We start from the raw sequence: 26251 nt of genomic DNA on the forward strand, positions 1-26251 counted from the left end.
TTCAGTCGGGAAGGTGTGGCATTTCTATACCCGAATCGTGTCCAACCAATACCCCCCGGGTGAGTGCGGCCTTGCCGAAGCGCCCACGGACCTGGTCGACAGCGGCGTCTACCGCGAGCGATTCGGAGTAAAACGGCAGCATCAGCTGCTGGGCACCGCTGCGGTCGATACCCGACACCGCGAAGCCGATCAGCGTCAAGCCGCGTTGGGCAATCGTGGGTGCGACCGCAGCGACCAATCGTCGGGCTGCGGCCAGGATCGGCTGCGTCGACGATGTCGCCCAGGGCAGGGTGTGTGAGCGGGTCGCGCGGGTGAAGTCGTCGAACCGCAGCCGCAGCACCACGGTGCGACCCGTGCGCCCGGCGCCGCGCATCCGAGCCGTGATGCGGTCGATCAAGGTGACGACCACCGCGTCGATCTCGTTGTCCGACATACGGTTTCCGGCGTTCCCAAGCGCGCGTTGGGCGCCCACAGACCGTCGATGCACGCCGGCGGTCACCCGGCGGCGGTCGATGTTGCGCGACAGCGCATACAGCTTGCGGCCCATCGCGACGCCCAGCAGCGAAGCCAGCGTCGACTCGCTGAGCGCGGCGACGTCGGCCACCGTCGTGAGTCCGTAGGCGTGCAGCTTGTCGGCGGTCACCGCACCGACTCCCCATAACCGGCGCACCGGCAGTGGGCGCAGGAACGCCAGCTCCCGATCGGGCGGCACCAGCAGAAGCCCGTCCGGCTTGGCCTCCTGGCTGGCGACCTTGGCCAGGAACTTGGTCCTCGCGATGCCCACGGTGATGGGCAGGCCGACCCGGTCGCACACATCGACGCGCAGCCGCTGCGCGATCTGAACCGGTGTGCCGGAGACCCGGCGCAGGCCGCCGACGTCTAGGAAAGCCTCGTCCACCGAGAGCGGATCCACGATCGGCGTGGCGTCTCGGAACACCTCGAATACCGCATCGCTGGCACGCGAGTAGGCCGTCATCCGTGGTGGGACCACGACGGCATCGGGACACAGTTGTCGTGCCTGCCTGCCGCCCATCGCCGTGCGCACGCCATAGGCTTTCGCTTCATAACTGGCGGCCAGCACGACTGCGCCGCCAACGATCACTGGGCGGCCTCGCAAGGTCGGGTCGTCGCGCTGTTCTACGGACGCGTAGAACGAATCCAGGTCCGCGTGCAGGATCGACGCTTCACGCCGCACGAACATATGTTCGCACGCAGGGGTGACAACTAGCCGGCGTCGCCGTAGATGCTGCTCACCCAGATGTGGGTGAGGGTGTCGACGACTCGCTCGGCCTCGACCGCAGGCGTTTCGGCGGACAGCGCGGCCATCATCGTGCGCTCGTTCATCTGGTTCAACGAGGTGGCCAGGTCCGCGGCCGGAATGGTGTCGGGCGCGGCGCCGCGTTCCCGTTCGGCGGCGATCATGGCGGTGGTTTGGTCGATCCATTTCTGCATGAAACCCGACCAGACCGTCCGTAGCTCCGAGCTGGTGGCCAGCGCCTCGGTTGCGGTCCGCGCCACTGCTCGATGTGTGCTGAACGCGGTGAAGAACGCTTTGATGCCGTTACGCCACACCCGGCGCGGGTCGGCCGGGAGTCGCTGCACCGCGCCGTCGAACTCGGAGTCGGCGCGCGCGATCACCGGCTCGAGCAGCGACAGCAGCACGGCCTCTTTGGACTTGAAATAGAAGTAGAACGTGGGGCGCGAGATACCGGCGCCTTTAGCCAGGTCATCGACCGAAATGTCGGCCAGCGAGCGGTCCTCGAGCAGGCGCTCGGCGGTCGCCAGGATCGCCTGCTCACGATCGTCACCCGATGGGCGCAGGGAACGACGGCCACGCAAAGCGCGAGTCTGGCCGGCAGTGGTCACCCGCGCTACTTTACACGCAGTTGAGATTTTCGACAGTGTGTTGACTAGTTCGACGCAGCGTTGATAGCGTTGCTGCCATGACTGATCACCTGGACGTCGTCATCGTGGGCGCCGGAATCTCCGGCGTCAGCGCCGCCTGGCACCTGCAGGACCGCTGCCCGACCAAGAGCTACGCCATCTTGGAGCGCCGCGACGACCTCGGCGGCACGTGGGACCTTTTCAAATACCCGGGCATTCGGTCGGACTCGGACATGTTCACCCTCGGGTTCCGGTTCAAGCCGTGGCGCTCGGCGAAGTCGATCGCCGACGGCGCCGACATCAAGGCGTACATCAAGGACACCGTGGTCGAGAACAAAATCGACCAGCACATCCGCTACCGCCACCGCGTCGTGGCCACCGATTGGTCCGACGCCGACAATCGCTGGACCCTGACCGTCGAATGCGACGGCCAACAGCGCGAGATCACTTGCTCCTTTCTGATCGCGTGCACCGGCTACTACAACTACGACGAGGGATATTCGCCGACGTTCCCCGGCGCCGAAGACTTCGGCGGCACGATCGTGCATCCGCAGCACTGGCCCGACGACCTCAACTATGCGGGCAAGAAGATCGTCGTGATCGGCTCCGGCGCCACCGCGATCACTTTGATTCCCGCCCTGGTGAATTCGGGCTCCAGACATGTGACGATGTTGCAGCGCTCGCCGACTTACATCGGCTCACTGCCCGGGGTCGACCCGTTTGCCGTGCGATTCAACCGGCTGCTGCCGGAACGCCTTGCGCACCTCGCGAACCGCTGGAAAGCCATCGCGTTCAGCACATTCCAGTATCAGCTGGCCCGCAAGCGCCCCGCCTACATGCGTAAGACGTTGATGATGATGGCGCAGCACCGTCTGCCGAAGGGCTACGACGTCGAAAAGCACTTCGGGCCGAGCTACAACGTGTGGGACCAGCGGCTGTGCCTGGCGCCCGACGGTGATTTCTTCCGGACCATCCGGCACGGCAAGGCGGATGTCGTCACCGACACTATCGACCGGTTTACCCAGACCGGAATCAGGCTCGCTTCGGGTGAGGAGCTACCGGCCGACATCATCGTTACCGCAACGGGTTTGAACATGCAGTTGCTGGGCGGAGTGCAGCCCACCCGCAATGGTGTGCCCTTCGACTTGACGTCGCTGATGACTTACAAAGGCTTGATGTTCTCCGGGGTGCCGAATTTCGCCATCACGTTCGGCTACACGAACGCGTCATGGACACTCAAAGCCGACCTGGTTTCCGAATTCGTATGCCGGCTGCTCAATTACATGGACGCTAAGGGCTTTGACAACGTGGAGCCGCAGCGTCCCGACAACGACGTCGACGAGCTGCCGTTCATGGACTTCAGTCCGGGCTACTTCCAGCGCTCGGCGCACCTGTTGCCCAAGTCGGGATCGCGCGCACCGTGGCGGCTCAAGCAGAACTATTTGTTCGACATGCGCATGATCCGGCGCGGCAAGGTTGCCGATGAAGGCCTGCGATTCGCGAAAAAGCGCGCGCGAGTATCGGCTTAGCGGGCTAGACGACGACGATGCCGTCGTCGTCGCTGTAGGCGATCTCTCCGGGCACAAACGTCACTCCGCCGAGGATGACCTCGACGTCGCGTTCGCCGTCGCCGGACTTGCTGCTTTTGCGTGGATTGGTGCCCAGCGCCTTGATGCCGATGTCGATGCCGCGCAACGCTGCGGCGTCACGCACAGCGCCGTTGATGATCAGCCCGGCCCAGCCGTTGGAGCGGGCGAGGTCGGCGATGAGATCGCCGACCACCGCGCAGTGCAGCGAGCCGGCCCCATCGATCACCAGCACTCCGCCCGTACTCGGTTGGGATAGTACGGATTTCAGCAGCGCGTTGTCCTCGAAACAGCGCACCGTGCTGATCGGTCCGGCGAATTCTGTGCGCCCACCGAACTGGCGGAACTGAAGATCGCAGCTGCGTACGTCTGGTCCGATGCTGTCGACAAGGTCGGCGGTTGCCTCGAAGGACACACTCATCAGCGGCGCCGAAGCTGCCGGATCAGCAGGATCGCGAGCAAGCTGAGCGCGACTGCTATTGCCAGGGGCAACAATGACTGGCCGCCTACCGCCTGCGGAATGTTGGCAGAGACCGGGTTGTTGGCGCCTTCTACTGTCGACTTCGCTTGTGCCGCGGCATCTTTTGCGGCAGCGGCAACTTCACCGACAGTCCCGATCTGGGACTGTCGATCATGTTGTGCTGCTGGCGGTTTCGGCGGGGTGGGCGCAGGGCCATTGGCCACAGCCTTCTTGGCGGGCGCTTTTTTGGCGGGCGCCTTTTTCGCCGCGGCTTTTTTCGCAGGTGCCTTCTTGGCGGGCGCTTTTTTGGCCGGTGCCTTTTTCGCGGCCTTGGCGGGCGGGTTTGCCTCCGGCGGCGTCGCCGCGCCGTTGGATTCGCTGTTGGGTTGATCTTGAGGGTCTGCCATGCGGCCGCTCCTTCGCAGCTTTCTTTCTGTCGGCCATTTCTAGCGCCATCAAAAGTTACTCGGAACCCATCATGCCAGGACGTGTGGTCCGGCTTTGCCGACCAGGTCGGTCAGGGCTTGCGGCGCATGGTCCAAAGCAGGCCCGCACCGACGATTGCCACAGCTACCGCGACAAATGGCCAGACGGGAATTCCGTGGCCGGAGTCGCTGGTAGCGGCGCTGGGCCCCGGTGTACCGGTACCGGCCACCGTCAGCCCAAACGACCAGGACCCGGACACCACATGACCATCGGCGGACGTCACCCGGTAGTTCACCGTGTAGGTGCCGGCCGGCCCGAGGGGGCGCACCGCCACGCCGACCACCGCACCCCGCACGGTGGTGTCCCCGCTGGACCAGACCTTGCCGTCCGGGCCGACGACGGTCATGGCCGCGAAGGTCGTTTGCAATTGCTCATTGAAGGTCGCGCTAACCCGGGCCGGACCGGCCGCGAGAACCGCATTGTCCGCGGGGTCGGCGGACACCCGGTTGGCATGCGCCGACGCGACTTGTGCGGTCAGTGTCGCGGTCGACAGCATGGCGAGCAGCAGCAGGCCCGCCCAGGCGACGATGACCAGCCGCCTCATGTCCGGCGACGGGCCAGCACGAGGACGACGCCCAGTGCGGCCGCGACCAGGGCGGCTCCGCCCAGCACGCGAGCGATGTTATCGGCTGATGGGGAGGTCGATGTGCCACTGTGCCCGGTGGGTATCCCCGAATGGTGGTGTTCATGCGGGGAAGCGGGCCCAGCGCCCAGCGTCAGCATGGGGGCCGGATGCTCGGGCTCACTGCCGTCGGGCAGCGGCTGCTGGTCCCACTTCACGATCGACCCGTCGGCGTAGGTCTGGGTGGCCGGGAAGCTGACGGTGTCGGTGTCGGGCAGCTTCACCGATATCCGAAACAGTGCGAACTGGTCGACGCCGATCCCGCCGCCCTGCGCGGCCGTCCACGTCACCGATCTGACGGTGCCGGACGACGCATCGCGGTCGAGCTTGGCCGTCCATCCTGGCATGGCTTCGGTGCGCGCGGATGCGACATTGGGCAGCGCGACGGTCAGTGCCGTGGTCGCGGCGCCCTTGTCGGATTCGTTGGGCACCTCAAAGGTCACGATCGCCATGGCGCCGCGGACCGCGTCGTCGCTGCTGGCATGGACGTGCGCCCACGCCGGCGCAGTGACGCTCGCGGCGCCGACGTAAAGTGCGGCGGCGGCGAAGACGGTGATCAGGACGCGCGAAATCCCGGTGGCGCGGAATGGCATGTCACAACACCACTTTCAGGTCAACCCGAGCCGAGCCATCAGATCCGCTTCGATCCCGTCGAGCTGCGAGGAGATCGCCGAGTGCGCCGCGCGCCGGCGAGCCGCCGGCATGTTCTCGGCGGCAGTGACGGCTGCTGACAGATCGGCGAGCCGCTCGGAGATGGCGGCCACGAACTGCTTGGTCTCGGCGTCCTTGGGCTTGCGTTCCTGCACCGCCCGCAATGACTTCTCCGCGCCGGCGATGCGTGCCGACAGCTGGGCGCCGTGCCCGGAGAACTGGCCGATCTGGGCCAACGGAATCCCGAGTTGATCCGCGCGACGCTGGTCGATTAGCGCGCGCGCGGCCATTGCCGCCCGGTAGAGCACCGGCGTCAGGATGGGCGCCAGCAGCCGTGACACCGTCAGCACCCGTCGGATCCGCGTCGGCGAGAACAACTTGCCCTCCCGTGCCGCCTTGAGCTCGGTCTCGGCGACTTTGAGCGCCGCGCGGTCGCTGTCGCGCTGCGATTTGATCTGCGCCTTGAGAACTTTGTCGGCGGCTCGACGGTCGTCCCTGAATCGGCGCGCCTGGTTCTTGGCGGCGAGCTTGGCCTCGAGCTTGGCGCGGGCCTTGATCGCACGGACTTCGGCACGACGCGTCGCGCGACTCTTTCGCTTGCGAAACAGGCCCATTCCCGGCCGCCTCCCGGTATCTCTTGGACTATCGCTCTCGCGTGTGCGCGATCCGTGAGGCCAACCCTAATCGGAACAGACCGACGGCAGCCCAACAGGGCGGGCTGCGCTTCGGTGGCCGGCTAGGCGTCGAGGTGTTCTGCGCGGCGCAGTTCGTTGACGCGCTCCACGAGGTCCTGCTGGGCCTGTGCGGACAACCCGACGGCGCGTACCGCAATGCGGCGCACACCGTCGTCGCGCATCGTGGACATCCAGACCAGCTCCTTGTCGAGCTTTTCGTAGTACTCGTCGTCAGTGAAGTAGGCCGACTTGATTCGGAAGAAGTTGGCCAGAGCGGCCATGGTCGCCGACGACGGGTTCGTGCGATTGCCGGAGCGTAGCTGCGACAGGTAGGGAGCCGACATCGTGATGCCCTCCGACTTGAGTGCCGCGATCACCTCCGCGGAGGTATGCGGCCCGCGACCGGGTGGATACACCGTGTCGAACAAGCGGTTCAGGCGGGCGGAAAACGTCGTGCTCATCGATATGACCTCCACGCGGCTGTAGAAGCGAAACTATTACCTATGTGTATTTGCTGATCATGGTAGCGAGAGTTTGTGCTCACAACCAGGTGCAAACCGGGCCGGCTTCGCTGGTGACATCCCCGAGGTTCGCTGAGTCCGCACTTCACGAGCGTCTTACTAAATAACGGCAGTGTCCATAAACGGACTATAACTCACAGGTTATCCGCAGAAATCAGGTCTGAAGCGCGTGCTTTGGGACGTGGTCTCGAGGAACGACGGACCGGCCCGGCGGATGGTGTCGGGCGAATATCTCGCAACGAGCCGTCTATGAAGTCTCTTTGAAAGCCTACTTTGCTGCCGGGTCGGTTTTTGGGCGCGTTAAGAGGGCGAGGGTGCACAAAATAGCCCTCAGAGATACCTCTGGGGGCGACTGCCCGGCTCGCACGGCTTGAGCGAAGCGGCGCCGCAGCACCTTAGACGGTTTCCGGTGACCTCCCGGACAGCGAAACTCCCGTGTGGCGGCGGCGCAGAGTTTGCTGGCCGCCAGCCCAGTGCGCTGTCGAGCAGCATCCACAGGCCGATGGTCACAAACAGCATGCTGGCCAACACGTGCAGCAGCTGGTGGGGAAGGCGGCGGTGCAGCAGCCTTCCCGAGCCAATCGCCGGCGCCAATGTCGTCTTGTCGCTCATTTCGGCGAGTGCGAATGACGACACGTCGGTCAGCAGAGCCAACCGAGGTTCGAGCCCGGGCGAGACGGCTTCGTCGTCGGCGGCGGCGCCCTCACGCCAGGCCCACGCGGCGAAGATCAGGAACGCGATCGCGGATGCGAGAGCCATCGGCCGCGCCGGCAGCGTGGCGCCCAGGAAGTGGCCGATCGTCACCGAGACCTCGGCAGGCAAGAGCACCGGAAGACTCAGGAGTGTCGCCGCGAGCATCCGGATGACCTTTCGACGCGTCGTTGACAACCACTGTGGTCATCGAACACCGGTCGAAGGTCTCGCCCACCGATCCGCTGGGATCGGTTCGCCGGCCGGGCTATTCGCCAGTATGTCGACACGACGATTAGGGGCTACTCCCCTTCGCTGACGGTCCCAGGCTAGCGGGCAAATCCGGGGTGCGCCAGGAAGGCCCGGAAGTTCGGGCGCCCGCATCTGCGGATTCGGACTCCGAACCAAACGATTGAATATCCTTATGCCGCAAGCAGCATTGCCAGAATCGCGGTGTCGGGATGGCTGATGGGGTCGACGCCGACTCGACTCACCATCGAGGTAATGGTGCCATCGGCCTCGGCTTCGACCCACGCCGCGCGGTGCTCTAGTCCCAGATACGGCAGCCCCGGGAGCAGGACGCACCCCGAGGCCGCTCCGGTGCATTCCGGCAACGACGGTGTGGTCTCTGATGGAGGATGCAGCATCAGTAGGGCGGGGGGTTGATGATCCGCGAAATACCCTGGCTGGATTGCCGATTCGCCGAATACCGTGCCTTCGGCCAGCACCAGGCCGACGGTGTCCGGCTCGGGCTCGTCGGGCAACTCTTCGCGGGCTCCGAATACCGTTGTGGTGGAAAGCAATCCAGGCAAGGATGCTACCCGCACAGCGACCATCAACAGCTGGGCCCATTCTTTTGTCGAATCGGGCCAACGGCCAGAGATCACAAACCCTTTCAGGGCACCACGAGCGTGGAAGGGCGCAACCCCTATCGGCTGGCCTGACCCAGTCTCCATCTCGACCTCCGCGCGACGTGTTGGTTGGCAAATAACCACGCTGGTAGCCCGAATAGTTAAGAATGCCTGCGGTTTAGACGTGTTGCAACTCGACACGGCATCTGGCGCATGCCTATTGTGCAGCGGGCTCATATAGGCCAGGTAAAGGTAAGGGCGCCACGCGATCCGCGTGACGCCCCTGCCTTAAGCAGCTGATCTCAGCCGAAAATCAGGCCCTTCGCCTTCGATGTTGCGGCCTCGTAGCGCGACTGCACATCTGCCCAGTTGACGACGTTCCAGAACGCCTTGACGTAGTCCGCCTTGACGTTCTTGTACTGCAGGTAGAAGGCGTGCTCCCACATGTCGACCTGCAGCAGCGGGATGATGCCCAGCGGGACGTTGGCCTGCTGGTCGTAAAGCTGGAACGTCAGCAGCCGGTCGCCGAGGGTGTCGTAGCCGAGCACCGCCCAGCCCGAGCCCTGTAAGCCGTTGGCCGCGGCGCTGAACTGAGCGCGGAACTTGTCGAACGAGCCGAAGGCGTCGTCGATGGCGGCGCCTAGCGCACCGGTCGGCTTGTCTCCGCCGTTCGGCGACAGGTTCTTCCACCAGATCGAGTGATTCACGTGCCCACCCAAGTGGAACGCGAGGTTCTTCTCGTTCAAGAAGATCGCGGCGTGGTCGTCATTGGCGCGCGCCTCTTCGAGTTTGGCAATGGCGTCGTTCAAGCCCTTGACGTAGGTGGCATGGTGCTTGCTGTGATGAATCTCGTTGATCTGGCCTGAGATATGCGGTTCCAGCGCTGCGTAGTCCCAGTCCAAATCGGGCAGCGTGTATTCAGCCACGGCATTCCTTTCCTCGATGATCGTCTTGACGCGCATTCGCACGGAGCCCGCCGCGCGGCAGGCTCAGCGTAATCAACCCTGCTCCATGACTGCACGCGCCGCAAGGACGACCCTTATGGGCCGATAGACCGGGTACCCGGCCGAGAGGGTTTCAAGAGGAAATAATCAAGACAAAACAATGAGCGCGAGAACCGCGAGCAACGCCAACGCGATCAGGCCAGCACGCAACGCGGCGATGCTGTAGCTGTGGTTCCAGGCGGGCGATCCGTAATACGAGTTCGATGCGGCCGGGGTACCTGGACCGAACGAATGCGTCGCCATCAATCGCCTTTCATCGGCCGGTGACCTCAGCCGAGTGAAGTGAGTCACAACATTTTTCGTGATGGCGATCATAACCCTTTGTGATGGGGTTGGAAAATGTACCGCGCAACAACACGCTGAGCTGCGGGTTCGTGGTAGCCGGTGTCGGCGGGGTGCACCCGGGGACGCGGATGAGTCGGAGCTTCGACTGGGCGGGTCCGATTGTTGCGCAGTGGGACGGTCCATTCGCTCGCTGCTCGTCTGGCCTGTCGATGGCGCGCTGCAAATGCCCGGCGTTATCCACAGTTAGGGCCAGGGTTAACCGCAAGTTGCTGATTGATTGCGTCTATACCCCGCCCCCCATGTGGATAAACCTGTGGAAACTGTGGATAGCCATGAAGTAGCTGTGACGCCGGTAACAGGTGCGGATTCGGCTCGCGGAAGGCCATTTCGGCCCTCGCATCGGTGAGGTTTCGCGAAGCGTCCCGCGGTCCGTGCAATCCCGCGGTATCGCCGCTGCTGCGCGGGCCGTGTCTGCGCCGGCGCTACGCTGGTCCGGTGATCCAGGTGTGCTCCCAGTGCGGCACCCGTTGGAACGTGCGCGAACGTCGCCGGGAGTGGTGTCCGCGTTGTCGGGGTGCGCTAATGGCACCTCTGGCGGATGTGCCGGGCGGCCCCCGGTGGAGCACGCAGGGTGGTCCGCCGCCCGCTCGCTCGGCCGCACCACAACGCACACCGCCGCGGTTGCCGCCGGGTTTCCGGTGGATCGCGGTGCGCCCCGGCGCCGCTCCCCCCGCGCGGCGGGGACCACGGTCGCTAGGTCCGACGCCGCGTTACGCCGTGATCCCGCGTTGGGGTTTGACCGACCACGTCGAGCAGACCCCGGCGACCGACGACATTTCGGTACAAACCGGCCCGTCGGCGGCAGCCGTGCGCCTTGCGCTGTTCATTGGCGTGCTGGTGCTCGGCAGTGCGGCGCTGATGTACGTAATCCGGTATGTCCTGTTGGTCTTCAACCGGAAAACCTTGCTGAACTCGATAGTGGCCGCCGCCGCGGACTGGTTCACAGACTTGGCCAGCGTGGCGGCGGTCGCGGCGCTGATCACCTCCGGCGTGTTCCTGATCCGATGGCTGATCGCGCGGCGGGCGGCCGTGTTCTCGCACTACGGCCTGTCCGATCACCGTTCCGTCAGGGCGTTGCGGGCCGGCTGCGCCGTTCCGTTCGCCAATCTGCTGTGGGCTCCGGTCTACGTGATCGAGCTGGCCGTGCTCGAAGAGCACTATGGCCGGGCGCGGCGACCGATCGTCGAGTGGTGGATCGCTTGGGTTTTCAGCTACCTAGTTTCAATCTGGGCGATCGTCACCAGCTTCGCGACCGACCCCCAAGGCATCGCCAACAACACCGTCCTGATGGTGTTCGGATACCTTTTCGCGGCGGCGACCCTGGCCACTGTGGCCCGTGTTTTTGAGGGATTTGAACGCAAACCCGTCGCACGGCCCGCGCATCGCTGGGTCGCGGTGGCCGCCGATATCCCGGATCAACCCGGCGCGCCCGCCGCCGTTCCTGTTGAGTTGGAGGGGGAGGAACCGGCAGCATAGGGGTATGACGTGGCCCGACGAGGTGCTCGCCGGGCATCCTTTTGTCGTTGCCCACCGAGGTGCGTCGGCGTCTCGCCCCGAACACACGCTTGCTGCTTACGACCTCGCGCTCAAGGAGGGCGCCGACGGCGTCGAATGCGACGTGCGGTTGACCCGCGACGGCCATTTGGTGTGTGTGCACGACCGCAAGCTGGACCGGACGTCGAGCGGCGCCGGCTTGGTCAGCACCATGACCCTCGCCGAGCTAGGCGAGCTGGAATACGGTGCCTGGCACGACAGTTGGCGATCGGACGGCACCCACGGTGACACCAGCCTGCTCACGCTGGATGCCCTGGTATCGATGGTTCTCGACTGGAACCGGCCGGTGAAGATCTTCATCGAGACCAAGCATCCGGTGCGGTATGGCTCGCTGGTCGAGAGCAAGGTGCTGGCCCTGCTGCACCGCTTCGGTATCGCCTCGCCGGCATCTGCCGACCGGTCGCGCGCCGTGGTGATGTCCTTCTCAGCGGCAGCGGTCTGGCGAATACGCCGAGCAGCACCGCTGCTGCCAACGGTGCTGCTCGGCCGGAACGCTCGCTATCTGACCAGCAGCGCGGCCACCGCCGTCGGGGCCACCGCCGTCGGGCCGTCGCTGGACGCGCTGAAGGACTATCCGCAACTGGTGGATCGTGCCGTCGCCCAGGGCCGGGCCGTGTACTGCTGGACCGTCGACGGGTACGACGACGTTGACTTCTGCCGGGACGTGGGGGTGGCCTGGATTGCTACCAACCACCCCGGCCGGACGAAGGCCTGGCTGGACAACACGCGGACCATCGGAGGGACTGGCTAGACCGGCGAGACGAGGTGGCCGCCCGCGGCTGGTGGGGCGCTGGCGCTAATGGCCTGAGTGCCCACTTCGCGGGCGACGAAGTTCTCCAGATCGAACAGGTTGGCGCCGGCGCGATCGGACACCGTCACCAGGGTTTTCATCACCGCTACCTCTTCGACCTGCTCCTGCAGAAACCACTGCATGAACTGTTCGCCCAGGTAATCACCCTCGTCGCGAGCCACGCGTGCAAGCTGGGTGATTTGGTCGGTGACCAACCGTTCCTGCTCCAGGGCTAGGACCAGCGCGTCCCGTGGTTGGTCGAATTGATTGCGTACCGCGTCGATGCCCGCGATCTCGACGTCCACGTCGCGATCGAGCAGATGCTGCACCAGCATCATTGCGTGATTCCGTTCCTCGAGCGCTCGCCCGTAAAAATGCCTCGCCAATTGCGGCAGTTCGGCGGCGCTAAAATAAACGGCAATCGCAACGTATTGCTGAGAGCTAGTGAATTCGTGAGAAATCTGCTCCTGGAGTAATGAGTGGAACTTGGTCTTGGGAGTATCAGTCGCGGTCATGCAAGCACCTTAGCGCAGCTAGAAGGGCATCGTAAAGAGCGTCAGATAAGCTCGGAAAAAGTTTCTGAGCCTTATATACACGCCATTTATGCAGGCCCGGTTCGCCTATGTGTAGAAGCGTCACATTACACTGCTCATATTTCGGGAATTGCACCCCGCATTAGGGCCACGAAATCGCTAAGGCGGTCCCTCGAGCGCGTCGCTGGGTACCGCTGCGTCGGAGGCCAGGGCGTCGAACAGCTGGCCGGCAACGTCGTGATTCCACACCACGACCGAGCCGGCGCCGTTGCTGGTGAACTCGGCGATCGGGACGGTCAGCGCGGTGGCGGATCCGCGTATCGCCCAGCCCAGCCGAGCCAGGTCCCAGACGTGATCGCCCTCGTTGACGGTCAACGCGTCGGCGGCGGCGTGCGGCACGGCATACCAGCGCCACGGATTGAGCCAGACCGACGGGCTGGCGGCGCGCTGCAGCAGCGCTGAGATGAATTGCCGTTGGTTGACCATCCGGTCCAGATCGGCCCGAGGGGTGTCCCGGGTCCTGACGTATCCGAGCGCGTCGCGACCGTTCAGCTGCTGGCAACCCGCGGGCAGGTCGATGCCGGCCAACGGATCGTTGATCGGCTCGGTCGGGCAGGCGGTGACACCGCCAAGCGCGTCCACCAGGACGGCGAACCCGCTGAACCCGATCTCGGCGTAGTGATCGAGCCGCAGTCCGGTGGCCTGTTCCACCGTCTGGAACAGCAACGATGCCCCGCCGATCGCGAACGCGGAGTTGAGCTTGTCCTTGCCGTGCTCGGGGATCGGCACGTACGAGTCGCGCGGAATCGACACCAGCGTCGTCGGGGTGCGCGACCCCAATGCGGGGATGTGTATCAGCAGCATCGTGTCGGTGCGGCTGTTCCCGGCGTCGCCGCCGGTGGCCAAGTCTTGTTGCTGTTCGGCCGACAGGCCTTCGCGACTGTCCGACCCGACGAGCAGCCAGTTGGTGCCGCGACCGGGCGCGGGCCGATCGGGGTAGTCGGCCAATACCGGCTTGCGATGCAGTGTCGTGTCCAGCCAGAGGCCGCCGCCCAGCACGCCAGCGAGTGCCAGCAGCAAGACGATCAGCAATGTCGACGCGATGGCGCGGCCCCAGCGGTGTTTTTTGCGCTTGCGGCGCACCCGTGGCGCGGCGGGCGGGGATCCCGAGACGCGGGGGATCGGCACCGTTGGGTCGGCGGCCGACGGTGGCGGATTGGTCTGGCGATGCAGCACCGGCGGTGCCTCGGGACGCGACTCCCGCGGTGGGATCGGTCTCGCAGGCCGTCCACGTCGTGGTGATCGGTCGCCGGTCACCCGGTCAATTTACGTGCATCCAGGCGCCCACCGCGTGCGTCGCGGTCCGCGTCGGTGCTTTCGATGGCTAGGGGCGGGCCCGCAGGCCGTTGATGAACGGGCAGCCCATCAGCACGCGAATGGCCTGGCTCAAGCCGGTCATGTCGTCGACCGGCTTGAGGAACGGCAGCCGGATGTCGTGGTCGCCGTCGTGGCCTTCGATGCGGAACCGCACGCCATAGCGGTCGAGCCCGAGTGGGCGGACCTGTCCGCGCCGCAGCGGCGCTGGCAGTCGGGACACCAGGCGCGCCACCACGTCGCTGTGGGCGTTGTCGAGGTGCCACAGCAGGCTCGACTCCATCTCGCAGAACGGATCGGGGCGCGCCGCGAGCAGGTCTTCGACGCTGACGGGCTCGGCGCCGGTCGCGTCCGTCACCACGACGGAGGCGATCTCGAGCCGCAGCAGCGTGTATCGCTCATCGCCCGGAGTGGGCGGCATGCACTGCGGCGTATCAACTTGCAGCAGTGCCGGATGCGGGCACTCGCTGGCGATCAGATCGAGGGTCGGGGTGATCTCGGCCGCCGGGACCTGCTGCAGCCGGCCGCGAACCCATACCAGCGAACGGACCGGCTCCCGCAGCGGAAGCGGCGCGTAGTCGGTGAGTTCGAGCAGTGCTTGCGATCCGCAGACCCGGCGGTCGGTCGCGCTGTTATCGGTGGGGAGGGCGACGGCGAAGGATCCGTCGTGCAGGAGGTGATGCACCGGGGTGGGCACCGGGTCCTCGCGTTCGACGGCCAGAAGGGCACCGCCGGCCCGGGCGCAGGCGCTGCGGATGCGTTCGGCAGTCGTCGGCGCGGCGCTGGTCAGCGGCAACATCGTCCCGTTCTCCTTCGATCCTTAGGTAAGCCTAAGTTAACTTAGATCGCAGGTCGAAGCAAGGTCTGTTTTTGCAATGACCCCACTAGGGTTGTGGTCGTGGTCGGCATCACTTACCTCGGTCCCGAAGGCACCTTCACCGAGGCGGCGCTCTTGCAGATGATTTCCGCAGGCTTGATCCCCGACCAACATCTGAGCCCGGTCCAGCGGTTGCCGATCGACAGCACACCCGCGGCGCTGGAGGCGGTCCGTAACCGGGAGACCGACTACGCGTGCGTGCCGATCGAGAACTCGATCGACGGCACGGTGGTGCCGACATTGGACAGTTTGGCCAACGGTTCGCCGATGCAGATTTTCGCCGAGACAACCCTCGATGTGGCGTTCAGCATCGTCGTCAAACCCGGCCTGGAGAAAACGCCGGGCGCCGATGGGGTCAAAACCCTGGCCGCGTTTCCCGTGGCCGCGGCCCAGGTGCGCCGATGGCTGGCCGCCAACCTGCCCAACGTCGAACTGCGGCCGGCCTACTCCAATGCCGACGCCGCCAGGCAGGTAGCCCAGGGCGAGGCTGACGCCGCGGTCACGTCGCCGTTGGCCGCCAAGCACTGGAAGCTCGCGGCCCTGGCCGAAGGCGTGGTCGACGAACTCAACGCCCGTACCCGGTTCGTCCTGGTGGGCTTGCCGGGGCCGCCGCCGGTCCGCACTGGAGCCGATCGCACGTCGGTGGTGTTGCGGATCGAGAATGCGCCGGGCGCCCTGCTGGCCGCGCTCGGCGAATTCGGCATCCGCGATATCGACCTGACCCGCATCGAATCCCGGCCAACCCGAACCGAACTCGGCACCTACCAGTTCTTTGCCGACTGTGCGGGGCATATCGACGACGGCGACGTCGCCGAGGCACTCAAGGCACTGCATCGACGTTGTGTGGATGTGCGATATCTAGGATCCTGGCCGACTGGCCCGGCAGCGGGGATAGGGCCACCGCCACCAGACGAAGCGTCGCGGTGGCTGGCGCGGCTACGGGAGGGCAAACCTGAACAGGCCGAAGCATCCGGTGGGGGGATCTAAACGATGAGTGGTCGGTTGGTGCTGTTGCGGCACGGCCAGTCCTTCGGCAACGTCGAACGCCGGCTGGACACCCGCCCGCCCGGGGCGGATCTGACGCCCACGGGACGGGATCAGGCGCGGGCGTTCGCCGTCGATGCCGGACGGCCGGCGCTGCTCGCGCACTCGGTGGCCAACCGGGCGTCGCAGACGGCCGCGGTGATTGGCGCCGAGGTCGACGTCGCTCCGCACGAAGTCGCCGGCATCCATGAGGTACAGGTCGGTGCGCTGGAAAATCGCAACGACGACGAGGCGGTAGCGGAGTTCAATGCCATCTACGGCCGATGGCAGCACGGTGAACTCGATCTGCCGTTGCCCGGCGGCGAGACCGCCAGCGAGGTGTTGGACCGCTACGTCCCGGTGCTCACCGACTTACGGATGCGCTATCTCGACGATCGCGACTGGAACGGTGACATCGTCGTCGTCAGCCACGGCGCCGCGATCCGGCTGGTTTCCGCGGTGCTGGCCGGCGTGGACGCAGACTTCGCGCTGGACAACCATCTGGCCAATGCTGAGTCCGTGGTGTTGGCGCCGATCACCGACGGACGGTGGAGCTGCGTGCGGTGGGGAACCCTGGCGCCCCCGTTTTACCCCGAGCCCAGCGCCGAGGTCACGCCGGTCGCCGACGCGGTGCGGTCCAGCACCGATCCGATGGGCTGATCAGACAGCCAGCGCAACCAGTTCCGTGCAGCTGCAGCCGACGGCGTCGCAGTCGATGACGAACGTGTGCGTCAATAGCTCGGGACTGACGCAGTCCGGCTCGGTGCATTCCGAACGGCGCAACGAGTGGCGAATGATGGTGCCGTGGCAGTGTTCTAAGCCTGCCCGGCACTCGCGGCAATCTGCGCTCATACGCCGTTCCTAGCACCAGGGCATGACAAATCCACGATGCCGCGCCCGAATTTGCGCCGGATTCTCAGCCCCAGCCCAGCTCTTCCAATCGGTCGTCGTCGATGCCGAAGTGGTGGGCGATTTCGTGGATCACCGTGATCGCCACCTCCTGCACGACGTCGTCGTCGGATTCGCAGATGTCCAGCAGCGCGCGGCGGTAGATCGTGATGGCGTCGGGCAGCGATCCGCCGTAGTTCCAGTCGCGTTCGGTCAGCGCTACCCCCTCGTAGAGCCCCAGCAGTTCGGGGTCTTCGGGGTGACGATCCTCGACGAGGATCGCGACGTTGTCCATGGCGGCGGCCAGCTGGGTGGGAATCAGGTCGAGTGCGTCGGAGACCAGTTCGTCGAACCGCTGCGGATCCATCCGCACGGCCACCCGGCTAACCTCCCGGTGCCGGCTCGGCTGGCGGAGGCGCGCCCGGTGCCGGTGCATCCGGCATGGGCGGCGGCGCCTGGTTGGCCGGTGGCGGCGCACCACCGTCGGCCGGAGGTGGCGGCTGATCCTGCGGCGCCTGGGTGGCCGGCGCCTGCGTGGCGGTCGCCCGGGGTGGCGTCACCACTGGCTGTTGTTGCGGCAGGTGCTGATTGCCCTGCGGCATCTCCGGCGGAGTGTTGGACTGCTGGGGAGGGCTGGCCGGTGCCTGCACCGGAATCGGCGGCAGGGTGAGCCGCTCCTCGGGAATATCGGGTGGGGGCACCGGTGTCTGACCGTTGATCAGCAGTTGGCCCTTGGCGCTGTTGACCAGCGCGGCCCAGCCCCCGTTGCCCAGAGTGGCGCCAATGCTGCACGCGACCTCCCGGCTACCCGCCGACCAACTGGGCAGCGACACGGTGGGGTAGATCAGCGTCAGCGTCGTGGTGCGCAACTTGATCGGCGCCAGGTACGCGTCGGTCATCTTCGTGCACGCGTCCTTGATGTAGCCGTCCTGCTCGGGCTCCGCGGGCAGCGCACCGGGGAATTTCTCGGCCAGGTTGACCGTCCCGGTGACCTCCATGGCATGCGGCGCCTTGCAGTCAACCGGGACGTCGATGGGCTGGTTGGCCGTCGAGTCGATGCCCAGGCAGGTGCCCGACGGCCAGATCTTGGATTGGTCGACGTCGGAGACCTTGCCCTTGAAGGCGGCTTGTTCGTTGTTCGAGCCGGGCATCTGCAGCCCGCACAACATGCGGCGCTCGCCGGACTGACGCCACGCTCGGTCACCCGCCCACAGCAGGCTCACACTGAATTTGCTGTTGGGATCGTACTTAGGGCCCAGGTATCGGCGCACCGCCGCCTCGCATTGCTCCTGGCTGATCTGCTGGATGCGCGCCGGCGACGGCGGGGCGGCGTTGGGCCCGTATTCCGAGCCGGGGAAAGTTCTCATGTCGATGGACTCGGCGACCTCGAACTTGTGGTCGTCGATGCACTTGACGATGCTTGCGGACTCCGGCGTGACATCCGGCCACATCAGGCAATCGCCGGTTTTGGCGCGATTGAACGCGGCGTCTGTCTTAGCTCCGGTGCTGGGCACGGGATTGCTGTCGAGGTAGCCCGCAAGCCGGCCCTGCCCGGGTCCGCCAACCGGCAGCGCGGTTACCAGTCCCGCGATCAAAAGGCCGCCGAGCGCGAACAGCAGCAACGCCCGCCGGGTCGCCGTCGCCTGCAAAGTGCGCGGCCACTGAAAGCCGGCCAGCTGCTGCTCCGCCTCAGTGGCGGGCGGGCTGGCTGCGGCGACTTGAGTCTCGAGCGTGTCCGACATCGACTCCATTCTGACAGGGCGCCCAAGCTAACGTGACAAACGTTACAGATGTGAGTCCTGGGGTTAGCCCTGGCCGATGCTGCGCGCGGCCGGTGCCGAACCGAAAGTAATCTTGCTGCCGTGATCGACCTCAAGCTGCTCCGGGAAGACCCCGACGCCGTCCGCCGCTCCCAACGCAGCCGCGGCGAGGACCCGGCGCTGGTGGATGCGCTACTGAGCGCCGACGGCGCCCGCCGGTCCGCGATCTCGACCGCCGACACGCTGCGGGCCGACCAGAAGTCCGCCAGCAAGAGCGTGGGCGCCGCCTCGTCCGACGAACGCCCGGCGTTGTTGGCGCGCGCCAAGGAGCTGGCCGAGCAGGTGAAGGCCGCCGAGACGGCCCAGGCCGACGCGGAGACGGCGTTCACCGCGGCACACATGGCGATCTCGAACGTCGTCATCGACGGGGTTCCGGCCGGCGGGGAAGACAACTTCGCCGTTCTCGACGTCGTCGGAGAGCCACCGGCGATCGCCAACCCCAAGGATCACCTTGAGCTGGGTGAGTCGCTGGGCCTCATCGACATGCAGCGCGGCGCCAAGGTGTCCGGCTCGCGGTTCTACTTCCTGACCGGTCCGGGCGCGCTGCTACAGCTCGGCCTGCTGCAGCTGGCGCTGCGCCTGGCCGTCGAGAACGGCTTCGTCCCGATGATCCCCCCGGTGCTGGTGCGCCCGGAGGTGATGGCCGGCACCGGATTCCTGGGTGCTCACGCCGACGAGATCTATCGGGTGGAAGCCGACGACCTGTACCTGGTCGGCACCTCGGAGGTGCCGCTGGCCGGCTACCACTCGAACGAGATCCTGGATCTGTCCGACGGGCCGCTGCGGTATGCGGGCTGGTCGTCGTGTTTCCGCCGCGAGGCCGGCAGCTACGGCAAGGACACCCGCGGCATCATCCGGGTGCATCAGTTCGACAAGGTCGAGGGTTTCGTCTACTGCACGCCGGCTGACGCCGAGGCCGAACACCAGCGGCTGCTGGGCTGGCAGCGCGAGATGCTGGCTCTCATCGAGGTGCCGTACCGGGTCATCGACGTCGCCGCGGGCGATCTCGGCTCGTCGGCCGCCCGCAAGTTCGACTGCGAGGCATGGGTTCCCACGCAGCAGACCTACCGCGAGCTGACGTCGACGTCGAACTGCACCACGTTCCAGGCGCGCCGGCTAGCGACCCGCTACCGCGACGACAACGGCAAGCCGCAGACCGCGGCCACGCTCAACGGAACGCTGGGCACCACCCGCTGGCTGGTGTCGATCCTGGAGAACCACCAGCAGCCCGACGGCAGCGTGCGGGTGCCCGAAGCATTGGTTCCATTCGTCGGCGCCGAGGCGTTGGAACCGAAGCCCTAGGCGGTTAGGCGTTGACGGCCGCGCGGTCCAGTTCGTGGCGGCGCTGCCGTTCCATCGTCGCGAAGTAGAACGCGAACGCGAACGCGAAGCTGGTGAACAGGCTGGATACGAAGTACAGCCATGGGTGGCGCAGACCGCGGCGATGGCCGTCCACGATCGTAAAGATTGGCAGCAGAACCACATTCGCGATCGTGTAGTCCTGACTGGCCGAGCTGGCGGCCGGGTTGGTGAACATCAGCTTGATGTATTCGGCCCAGCTCCCGTGTTCGCCCCAAAGCGGGTTGGTGGAGCCGTGCGAGTACTCCTCGACGTAGGTGATGTTGAAGTACCAGCCGAGCGCGACCGATGCGATGCCGACGACGTAGTACACGATTTCCATGGGTGAGAAGAGCGGGCCGCCGGCCGGCCGGGCGAAGACCTTGGAGTTGGATCTGACAATCCAGGTGATGACTGCCAGTCCGAGTACCGCGTGGGTGATGAGGGAGACCATGGGCGCAGTCTCACCCCCATCGCGAAGTTTTGTCAATATTGACACAATATTTCTTGGTACCTTACTGAAATGGTCAGGCCCGCACAGACGGCGCGCAGCGAGCGCACGCGTGAAGCGTTGCGCCAGGCCGCGGTGGTGAGATTCCTGGCACAGGGCGTGGAAGACACCTCGGCCGAACAGATCGCCGCCGATGCCGGGGTGTCGCTGCGCACGTTCTACCGCCACTTCAGCTCGAAGCACGACCTGCTGTTCGCGGACTACACCGGGCTGCACTGGTTTCGGGCGGCCCTGGATGCCGGGCCGGCCGACGAACCGATCATCGATTCGGTGCAGTCGGCCATCTTCGCGTTCCCGTACGACGTTGACGCGGTGAGCAAAATCGCCGCCCTGCGCCAAGGCGAGCTGGATCCCGGGCGCATCGTCCGCCACATTCGGGAGGTCCAAGCCGACTTCGCCGATGCCATTGCGGCGCAATTGGAACGACGTAGTCGCGCTGCCAGCGGAACCGCCGAGCGTACGGCCGACCAACAGGTGCGCACCGCGGTGACTGCGCGATGCATTGCGGCCGCGGTGTTCGGCGCGATGGAGGTATGGATGGAAAGCGACGATCGGTCGCTGGGCGAACTCGCGCGCCTGTGCCACGCGGCGCTGGAGTCGCTGCGCGCGGGGATCACCGACTCCTGGATTACGGCCACCGTCCGCCAAGTTTCGTCATAATTGACAAAACTTCGCGGTCGTGCGAGCCTCCTCTTCGGAGGACAGGGACATGACTGGTTATGACGCGATAGTTATCGGTGCAGGGCATAACGGGCTGACCGCGGCCGTGCTGCTGCAGAAGGCGGGACTGCGCACGCTGTGCCTGGACCCCAAGCTCTACGCGGGCGGCATGGCATCCACCGTCGAGCTTTTCGACGGATACCAGTTCGAGATCGCGGGTTCGGTGCTGTTCCCGACCTCGTCCAAGGTGGTCAGCGAGCTGGGCCTGGACGCCATGCCGACTATCGACTTGGACGTGATGTCGGTGGCAGTGCGCGGTGTGGGTGACGATCCGCTGATTCAGTACAGCGACCCGATCAAGCTGTTCACCCACCTCAACGAGGTGCACGGGGCGGACGCCGTCAACGGCATGGCGGGGCTGATGGGATGGGCCCAGGCACCGAACCGCGCGTTGGGCCGGTTCGAAGCCGGACTACCGCCCAAGAGCATCGACGAGATGTATGCGTGTGCCACCAATGAATTCGAGCGCTCGGCGATCGATGACATGTTGTTCGGATCGGTCACCGACGTGTTGGACCGCTACCTTCCCGACCGCGAGAAGCACGGCGCGATCCGCGGCTCGATGACCGTGCTGGCCGTCAACACGCTTTACCGGGGGCCGTCCACGCCGGGCAGCGCGGCGGCGCTCGCTTTCGGACTCGGCGTTCCCGACGGGGACACCATGCAGATGAAGAAGCTGCGCGGGGGCATCGGCGCGCTCACCGCGCATCTGCGCGAGGTGCTTGAGAGCCATGGCGGCGAAGTTCGGTTGCGTACCAAGGTGACCGAGATTCTGGTCGCCGACGGGCGGGTGACCGGAGTGCGCACCGAGGCGGGCGAGACGTTGAACGCCCCGATCGTCGTGTCCGGAATCGCGCCGGACGTCACGCTCAACGAGCTGATCGATCCGGCCGCGCTGCCCGCCGATGTCCGGGAACGCTATGCGCGCATCGACCACCGCGGCAGCTATCTGCAGATGCACTTCGCGCTGGACGAGGCTCCCGAATTTGTGGCGCCGTACGAGGTCCTCAACGATCCGGCCATGCAGGCCTCGATCGGTCTGTTCTGCACGCCGGAGGAAGTCCAGCAGCAGTGGGAGGATGCTCGGCGCGGAATTGTTCCGGCTGATCCGACGGTCGTGTTGCAGATCCCGTCGCAGAACGACCCGGACCTGGCGCCCGAGGGCAAGCATGCCGCGTCGGCGTTCGCGCTGTTTTTCCCGATCGAGGGCGACGTGGATTACGGGCAGGCGAAGGTCGAAATGGGTCAGCGCGTGATCGACAAGATCACCCGGCTGGCACCGAATTTCGAGCGCACCATCATCCGGCACACCACCTTCACGCCCCGGCATATGGGTGTGATGTTCGGCGCTCCCGGCGGCGACTACTGCCACGGTCTGTTGAATGCGAATCAGGTCGGCCCCAACCGGCCTGGACCGAAAGGCTTTCTCGGCCAACCCATCCCGATCAAAGGCTTATACCTGGGCAGTGCGGGCTGCCACGGCGGCCCCGGGATCACGTTCACCCCGGGCTACAACGCCGCTCATGCGGCGCTGGCCGATCGCTAGCCGATCCGGGCCAGCAGCTCCTCCAGCAGGGCGAGGAACTCGTCCGGGCGCGACGGGGTGAACGCCGGACTTGGGCGGGTCCCCGGAACGTCCAGCGTGATCAGCGTCGACTTCAGTGGGCGCTGCACGTCCAGTGGCAGCCAATGGCGCGGGTCGGTACCGCCCCAGAAGGTGAACCGGGCCGTGAACCAGCCCAGCGATTGAGCCTTGTACCCACGGATCGCTTCCAGCGCGATGATCTTCGACGTGCCGGACGGAAAGTGATAGCGGCGCAACGTGATCGCCGTGCGGTCCAGCTGCACCACGCCGTCCTGGTAGGTGTCGCTCATGTCCGGCGGCTTCGCAGCTGGTGCCCGCGGGTGGTCAGGCAGCGACCGTCCTGTAGCCGCCACTGCCAGCCATGCAGATTGCAGGTCAGCGTGCCGTCTTCTACCACACCGAATTTCGACAAGTCGGCTTTGAGGTGCGGGCAACGACGCTGCATCTCCCAGCCGTCCATCGTGATCGACGCGGAGTCGTCGTGGGTCTCGGCGAACCAGCCGTCGGCGTAGGCGATTCGCTCGTCGGTCAAGCACTTGAAGAAGGTGTACAGGTATTCGTTGTAGCCACCGACCCGCCACGCCCGGAAACGTGTGGACAAAAAGATGGTGTTGACCCAGTCGGGTTCGTGATCGCGCAGCACGGTGCGGACCAACTCCGGCGCGATGGCGAAGCCGTAGCGGACTTTCTCGTGCGGAATACGTTCGCGCACTGTCCGTTTCGGGAAGTCAAGGACCACGGTCTCGGGGCCGATGACTAGCTCGACCGGATAGCCGATGCCGTCACAGATCTCGTTGCTGCCCAGCATCACCGGCTCGAACAATGCCCGCAGTGGCTCCAGCAGCGGCTCGCCGGTCGGCGGAGCCCAGCCGGCGCGCTCCGCGGCCAGCACCGGCGCCATCCGATCGGCGAAGTCGGCGATATAGGCCGCCTTGCCGGTGGTGAAGATGGCCTCGACTTCGTCGAGCGGTAGCGGATGTTGTAGCGAATTCAATGACGTGCCAGTGAAATCCGCAACCGTACCAGGAATCATCAGCAGGCCCCGGTCGTGTCCGTGGTTGCGCATCTGGTCCAGGAACACCATTTGATCGGGGAAGATGTTGGCCGGATCCCCGTGGTCGTCGTTGAGGTGCCGCAACTCCGGATCCAAAAAGCACGGCGGCCCGGCCGATGGCACCACCCAGGTCGCATCCACCTGGGCGACGTACTGACGAGCGCGATCCATTTGACGCTGCCGCTTCTGGGTCCCGAACGACGCCTTGGCCCGGGCCGGCATGTCGTAGACCATCGGGTACCAGATCGCGCCGGAATACTGCAGCAGGTGCACATCGATGTGCCCGAACTCGGCCGTCAGCATGTCGAGATCGACGGGCCGGGCGTCGTTCATGTTGAAAAGCGTTGTCGCACCGTCGGAGACAACCAGCGCCGAGTCGCCGATCGGGCCGTCGGCGGGCGCCCGCAGCGCGATGACCATGATGTCGAGGTCACCCTTGGGCCCGCTGATTTGGTGTTTCATCGAGTCGCTGGTCTCAACGAAGCGGTGAAACCCTACTTTTTCCAACTCATTTCGAAGATCGGGCACCGGGAAATCAGGAAGCAGCACCACAGCGTCCTTGTTGACGTGATCGCGGAGATGCTTCGCGTCGAAGTGGTCCTTGTGCAGGTGCGAGACGTACAGGTAGTCGCAGTCGCCCAGCGCAGCCCAGTCCAGCCCCGTGTTATCCGGGAACGGGAACCACGACGCGAAGTAGGCCGGATTAACCCAGGGGTCGCACAGAATGCTGCCCGCCTGGGTTTGGATCAGAAATCCAGCGTGACCGACGCTCGTGACCTGCACAAATGCCTTTCGAATGGTTCCGGTGAATCGGTTCGAGCTTAGCGTGAGGTGCTGTCCGAGGTGCCATCGAAGGCCTGCCAAAGTCGCCGGTAGTAGTCGATGCGCGCCGGGTCTGGTGCGACGCCGTAGGCGGTGAAGAACTCGGCCTCCCATGCCCGGCCGGGATAATTCCAGCCCAATGAGAGTGTCGCCACCGCGAGATCCGCCCAGCGGTCGGCCACGCCGAGTTCGCCGAGGTCGACATGCCCGCAGCACCGGCCGTCGTCGTCGATCAAGGTGTTGGGGGCACACGCGTCGCCGTGACAGACCACCAGCCGATCGACCGGTGGCGGCTCGCCCACACGTAACCGGGCAGCGGGAGACAGCGCGGCCAGCCTGCTGGTCGCCGACCACTCGAAAGGGCAAGTGTGCGTCGGCAATCCGTCGTGCAGCTCGCGAAGCCCCGTGCCGATCGCGCGCACCGCAACGTCCGGGGCCGCCACCCAGCGGGGGTGCACCGCGGACAGGCCCGGCAATCCACGGGTGTACAGCCAGGCACGTTCTGCGTCGACCCCGACCCCGAGCACCTGTGGCACCGCCACGTACCGGGCCGCCCAGCGCAGCCGCCGTGCTTCGCCGGCAAAGTCGGTGCCGCGCGCGTTGGCCACCTTGACGAACTCGCGATCGGAGCTGGCCAAGCCCAGCCGGAACGTCACCCCGCCCTCGTCGTTGACCCAGACAGCCTGCACGGGCCGGCCGCCGGCGAATCCGTCAACGATTGCGGGTACCGGGGGCTGCGACGACGGGAAGGTCACTGCTCACCTCTTTTCACCACTTCAGGCGACGCACAGCTGGTAGCACTAGGCTGACAAGCTGTGGAACCGGTATACGGCACTGCGATCCTGCTCGCTCGTTCGATCTGGCGTCTGCAGGGCCTGAAGATCACCGTCACGGGCGTCGAGAATCTGCCGACTAGCGGTGGGGCAGTGATCGCTATCAACCACACCGGCTACCTCGACTTCACGTTCGCCGGCCTTCCCGCTTACCAGCAGGGTCTGGGCCGCAAAGTACGGTTCATGGCCAAGCAAGAGGTGTTCGACTCTAAAACCACTGGGCCCATCATGCGCAGCCTGCGGCACATCCCGGTGGACCGGCAGGACGGGGCCGCCTCCTACGAAGCGGCCGTCCGAAACCTCAAGGACGGTGAGCTGGTCGGGGTTTATCCCGAAGCGACCATCAGCCGCAGCTTCGAGATCAAGGAATGCAAGAGCGGCGCCGCCCGGATGGCGGTGGAGGCGGGGGTGCCGATTGTCCCGCACATCGTGTGGGGCGCCCAGCGAATCTGGACCAAGGACCACCCGAAAAAGCTCGGACGCCCGAAGGTGCCGATCACAGTGCTGGTCGGTGAGCCGATCGAACCGACACTGGGCGTGCCGGAATTGCGGGGGCTGCTGCACTCGCGGATGCAGCATTTACTGGAAAAGGCGCAGGAACAGTACGGACCTCACCCGGCTGGTGAGTTCTGGGTACCGCACCGGTTGGGCGGCGGCGCCCCATCGTTGGCTGACGCTGCGCGCCCAGACGCCGAGGAGGCCGCCGCGCGCGCGGCTCGGCGGGCCCAAGCCGCGGGGGCGCCGGAGTAGCTGCC

Annotated in this window: 31 protein-coding genes; 9 read left to right on the forward strand and 22 right to left on the reverse strand. The window is 65.7% G+C overall.

What is annotated here, in order from left to right; genetic code table 11:
• Position 1 precedes the first annotated feature (1 nt).
• The gene (gene dinB, locus H7K34_RS25100; protein ID WP_264064673.1) at positions 2-1201 is read right to left on the reverse strand and encodes a DNA polymerase IV; all 1200 of its coding nucleotides are present in this window, start codon (positions 1199-1201) and stop codon (positions 2-4) included.
• 23 nt (positions 1202-1224) lie between these two features.
• Positions 1225-1866: a TetR/AcrR family transcriptional regulator gene (locus H7K34_RS25105; protein WP_264064674.1), complete on the reverse strand. Its 642-nt coding sequence runs from the start codon at positions 1864-1866 to the stop codon at positions 1225-1227.
• A 77-nt stretch (positions 1867-1943) separates the two neighbouring features.
• Here H7K34_RS25105 and H7K34_RS25110 point away from each other — a divergent pair, with 77 nt between their 5' ends.
• Positions 1944-3413 (forward strand): flavin-containing monooxygenase, encoded by a 1470-nt coding sequence (locus tag H7K34_RS25110; RefSeq protein ID WP_264064675.1) that lies wholly within the window; start codon positions 1944-1946, stop codon positions 3411-3413.
• 4 nt (positions 3414-3417) lie between these two features.
• Here H7K34_RS25110 and rraA read toward each other — a convergent pair whose 3' ends face one another.
• The 10 genes from rraA to H7K34_RS25160 form a co-directional block, all read right to left on the reverse strand.
• Positions 3418-3891, reverse strand: coding sequence for a ribonuclease E activity regulator RraA (gene rraA, locus H7K34_RS25115; protein ID WP_264064676.1), 474 nt, complete (start codon positions 3889-3891; stop codon positions 3418-3420).
• A complete protein-coding gene (locus H7K34_RS25120) occupies positions 3891-4337 on the reverse strand; it encodes an Rv3852 family protein (protein WP_264064677.1) in 447 nt (148 codons plus the stop codon). Before H7K34_RS25120 ends, rraA begins: the two co-directional genes overlap by 1 nt.
• Positions 4338-4447: 110 nt before the next feature.
• Positions 4448-4960, reverse strand: coding sequence for a copper resistance CopC family protein (locus H7K34_RS25125; protein WP_264064678.1), 513 nt, complete (start codon positions 4958-4960; stop codon positions 4448-4450).
• On the reverse strand, positions 4957-5631 hold the full coding sequence (locus tag H7K34_RS25130; RefSeq protein WP_264064679.1) for a YcnI family copper-binding membrane protein: 675 nt from the start codon (positions 5629-5631) through the stop codon (positions 4957-4959). The genes H7K34_RS25125 and H7K34_RS25130 overlap by 4 nt, the downstream gene beginning before the upstream one ends.
• Before the next feature lie 15 nt (positions 5632-5646).
• The gene (locus tag H7K34_RS25135) at positions 5647-6303 is read right to left on the reverse strand and encodes a DUF6474 family protein (RefSeq protein WP_264064680.1); all 657 of its coding nucleotides are present in this window, start codon (positions 6301-6303) and stop codon (positions 5647-5649) included.
• Positions 6304-6425: 122 nt separating this feature from the next.
• Positions 6426-6824, reverse strand: a complete 399-nt coding sequence (locus H7K34_RS25140; protein ID WP_108926525.1) for a transcriptional regulator — start codon at positions 6822-6824, stop codon at positions 6426-6428.
• 390 nt (positions 6825-7214) lie between these two features.
• Positions 7215-7742 carry a TMEM165/GDT1 family protein gene (locus tag H7K34_RS25145; RefSeq protein ID WP_264064681.1) on the reverse strand — a complete coding sequence of 176 codons (528 nt, stop codon included), beginning with the start codon at positions 7740-7742 and terminating at the stop codon, positions 7215-7217.
• A 254-nt stretch (positions 7743-7996) separates the two neighbouring features.
• Positions 7997-8530 (reverse strand): peptidase, encoded by a 534-nt coding sequence (locus tag H7K34_RS25150; protein WP_090597853.1) that lies wholly within the window; start codon positions 8528-8530, stop codon positions 7997-7999.
• Positions 8531-8727: 197 nt separating this feature from the next.
• Positions 8728-9351 carry a superoxide dismutase gene (locus tag H7K34_RS25155; protein ID WP_108926524.1) on the reverse strand — a complete coding sequence of 208 codons (624 nt, stop codon included), beginning with the start codon at positions 9349-9351 and terminating at the stop codon, positions 8728-8730.
• A gap of 165 nt (positions 9352-9516) precedes the next feature.
• Complete coding sequence (locus H7K34_RS25160; protein ID WP_264064682.1) at positions 9517-9672, reverse strand: hypothetical protein; 156 nt, start codon at positions 9670-9672, stop codon at positions 9517-9519.
• A 537-nt stretch (positions 9673-10209) separates the two neighbouring features.
• Between H7K34_RS25160 and H7K34_RS25165 the strand changes: the two genes are divergently transcribed.
• Together H7K34_RS25165 and H7K34_RS25170 are read left to right on the forward strand one after the other, a co-directional pair.
• Positions 10210-11250 carry a DUF4328 domain-containing protein gene (locus H7K34_RS25165; protein WP_264064870.1) on the forward strand — a complete coding sequence of 347 codons (1041 nt, stop codon included), beginning with the start codon at positions 10210-10212 and terminating at the stop codon, positions 11248-11250.
• Between the two features lie 4 nt (positions 11251-11254).
• The gene (locus H7K34_RS25170) at positions 11255-12079 is read left to right on the forward strand and encodes a glycerophosphodiester phosphodiesterase (RefSeq protein WP_264064684.1); all 825 of its coding nucleotides are present in this window, start codon (positions 11255-11257) and stop codon (positions 12077-12079) included.
• Here the strand turns inward: H7K34_RS25170 and H7K34_RS25175 are convergent.
• The 3 genes from H7K34_RS25175 to H7K34_RS25185 form a co-directional block, all read right to left on the reverse strand.
• Positions 12076-12633 (reverse strand): ferritin, encoded by a 558-nt coding sequence (locus tag H7K34_RS25175; RefSeq protein ID WP_108926424.1) that lies wholly within the window; start codon positions 12631-12633, stop codon positions 12076-12078. The genes H7K34_RS25170 and H7K34_RS25175 overlap by 4 nt on opposite strands.
• Before the next feature lie 177 nt (positions 12634-12810).
• Positions 12811-13755, reverse strand: a complete 945-nt coding sequence (locus H7K34_RS25180) for an LCP family protein (protein ID WP_308205461.1) — start codon at positions 13753-13755, stop codon at positions 12811-12813.
• 280 nt (positions 13756-14035) lie between these two features.
• Positions 14036-14824, reverse strand: a complete 789-nt coding sequence (locus tag H7K34_RS25185; protein ID WP_264064688.1) for a DUF2470 domain-containing protein — start codon at positions 14822-14824, stop codon at positions 14036-14038.
• Positions 14825-14923: 99 nt separating this feature from the next.
• Here H7K34_RS25185 and pheA point away from each other — a divergent pair, with 99 nt between their 5' ends.
• Both pheA and H7K34_RS25195 read left to right on the forward strand, forming a co-directional pair.
• Positions 14924-15889, forward strand: a complete 966-nt coding sequence (gene pheA / locus H7K34_RS25190; protein ID WP_264064690.1) for a prephenate dehydratase — start codon at positions 14924-14926, stop codon at positions 15887-15889.
• Positions 15890-15892: 3 nt separating this feature from the next.
• Positions 15893-16585: a histidine phosphatase family protein gene (locus tag H7K34_RS25195; protein WP_264064691.1), complete on the forward strand. Its 693-nt coding sequence runs from the start codon at positions 15893-15895 to the stop codon at positions 16583-16585.
• On the opposite strand, the gene H7K34_RS25200 is transcribed toward H7K34_RS25195, so the two are convergent.
• The 3 genes from H7K34_RS25200 to H7K34_RS25210 form a co-directional block, all read right to left on the reverse strand.
• Positions 16586-16777 carry a hypothetical protein gene (locus tag H7K34_RS25200; protein WP_264064692.1) on the reverse strand — a complete coding sequence of 64 codons (192 nt, stop codon included), beginning with the start codon at positions 16775-16777 and terminating at the stop codon, positions 16586-16588.
• Between the two features lie 64 nt (positions 16778-16841).
• The gene (locus H7K34_RS25205) at positions 16842-17192 is read right to left on the reverse strand and encodes a metallopeptidase family protein (RefSeq protein ID WP_264064693.1); all 351 of its coding nucleotides are present in this window, start codon (positions 17190-17192) and stop codon (positions 16842-16844) included.
• Between the two features lie 4 nt (positions 17193-17196).
• Positions 17197-18564 carry a septum formation family protein gene (locus H7K34_RS25210; RefSeq protein WP_264064694.1) on the reverse strand — a complete coding sequence of 456 codons (1368 nt, stop codon included), beginning with the start codon at positions 18562-18564 and terminating at the stop codon, positions 17197-17199.
• A 111-nt stretch (positions 18565-18675) separates the two neighbouring features.
• Between H7K34_RS25210 and serS the strand changes: the two genes are divergently transcribed.
• The gene (serS, locus tag H7K34_RS25215) at positions 18676-19935 is read left to right on the forward strand and encodes a serine--tRNA ligase (protein WP_264064695.1); all 1260 of its coding nucleotides are present in this window, start codon (positions 18676-18678) and stop codon (positions 19933-19935) included.
• Positions 19936-19939: 4 nt separating this feature from the next.
• On the opposite strand, the gene H7K34_RS25220 is transcribed toward serS, so the two are convergent.
• Positions 19940-20425 carry a DUF2834 domain-containing protein gene (locus tag H7K34_RS25220; RefSeq protein WP_264064696.1) on the reverse strand — a complete coding sequence of 162 codons (486 nt, stop codon included), beginning with the start codon at positions 20423-20425 and terminating at the stop codon, positions 19940-19942.
• 69 nt (positions 20426-20494) lie between these two features.
• Here H7K34_RS25220 and H7K34_RS25225 point away from each other — a divergent pair, with 69 nt between their 5' ends.
• Together H7K34_RS25225 and H7K34_RS25230 are read left to right on the forward strand one after the other, a co-directional pair.
• Entirely contained in the window at positions 20495-21142 is a 648-nt protein-coding gene (locus H7K34_RS25225) for a TetR/AcrR family transcriptional regulator (RefSeq protein ID WP_264064697.1), read from the forward strand.
• 49 nt (positions 21143-21191) lie between these two features.
• Entirely contained in the window at positions 21192-22748 is a 1557-nt protein-coding gene (locus H7K34_RS25230; protein WP_264064698.1) for a phytoene desaturase family protein, read from the forward strand.
• On the opposite strand, the gene H7K34_RS25235 is transcribed toward H7K34_RS25230, so the two are convergent.
• From H7K34_RS25235 to H7K34_RS25245, 3 genes are read right to left on the reverse strand one after another with little or no spacing between them, the layout of a single operon-like run.
• Positions 22745-23077 (reverse strand): hypothetical protein, encoded by a 333-nt coding sequence (locus H7K34_RS25235; protein WP_264064699.1) that lies wholly within the window; start codon positions 23075-23077, stop codon positions 22745-22747. The two genes, H7K34_RS25230 and H7K34_RS25235, sit on opposite strands and share 4 nt — an antisense overlap.
• Entirely contained in the window at positions 23074-24624 is a 1551-nt protein-coding gene (locus tag H7K34_RS25240; protein ID WP_264064700.1) for an MBL fold metallo-hydrolase, read from the reverse strand. Before H7K34_RS25240 ends, H7K34_RS25235 begins: the two co-directional genes overlap by 4 nt.
• Positions 24625-24662: 38 nt before the next feature.
• Positions 24663-25418 carry a phosphotransferase gene (locus H7K34_RS25245; protein ID WP_264064701.1) on the reverse strand — a complete coding sequence of 252 codons (756 nt, stop codon included), beginning with the start codon at positions 25416-25418 and terminating at the stop codon, positions 24663-24665.
• A gap of 60 nt (positions 25419-25478) precedes the next feature.
• Here H7K34_RS25245 and H7K34_RS25250 point away from each other — a divergent pair, with 60 nt between their 5' ends.
• Complete coding sequence (locus tag H7K34_RS25250; protein ID WP_264064702.1) at positions 25479-26246, forward strand: lysophospholipid acyltransferase family protein; 768 nt, start codon at positions 25479-25481, stop codon at positions 26244-26246.
• The last annotated feature ends 5 nt before the right edge of the window (positions 26247-26251 follow it).

It is taken from the genome of Mycobacterium montefiorense (genome assembly GCF_025823255.1).
In the GTDB taxonomy this organism is placed as follows: domain Bacteria; phylum Actinomycetota; class Actinomycetes; order Mycobacteriales; family Mycobacteriaceae; genus Mycobacterium; species Mycobacterium montefiorense.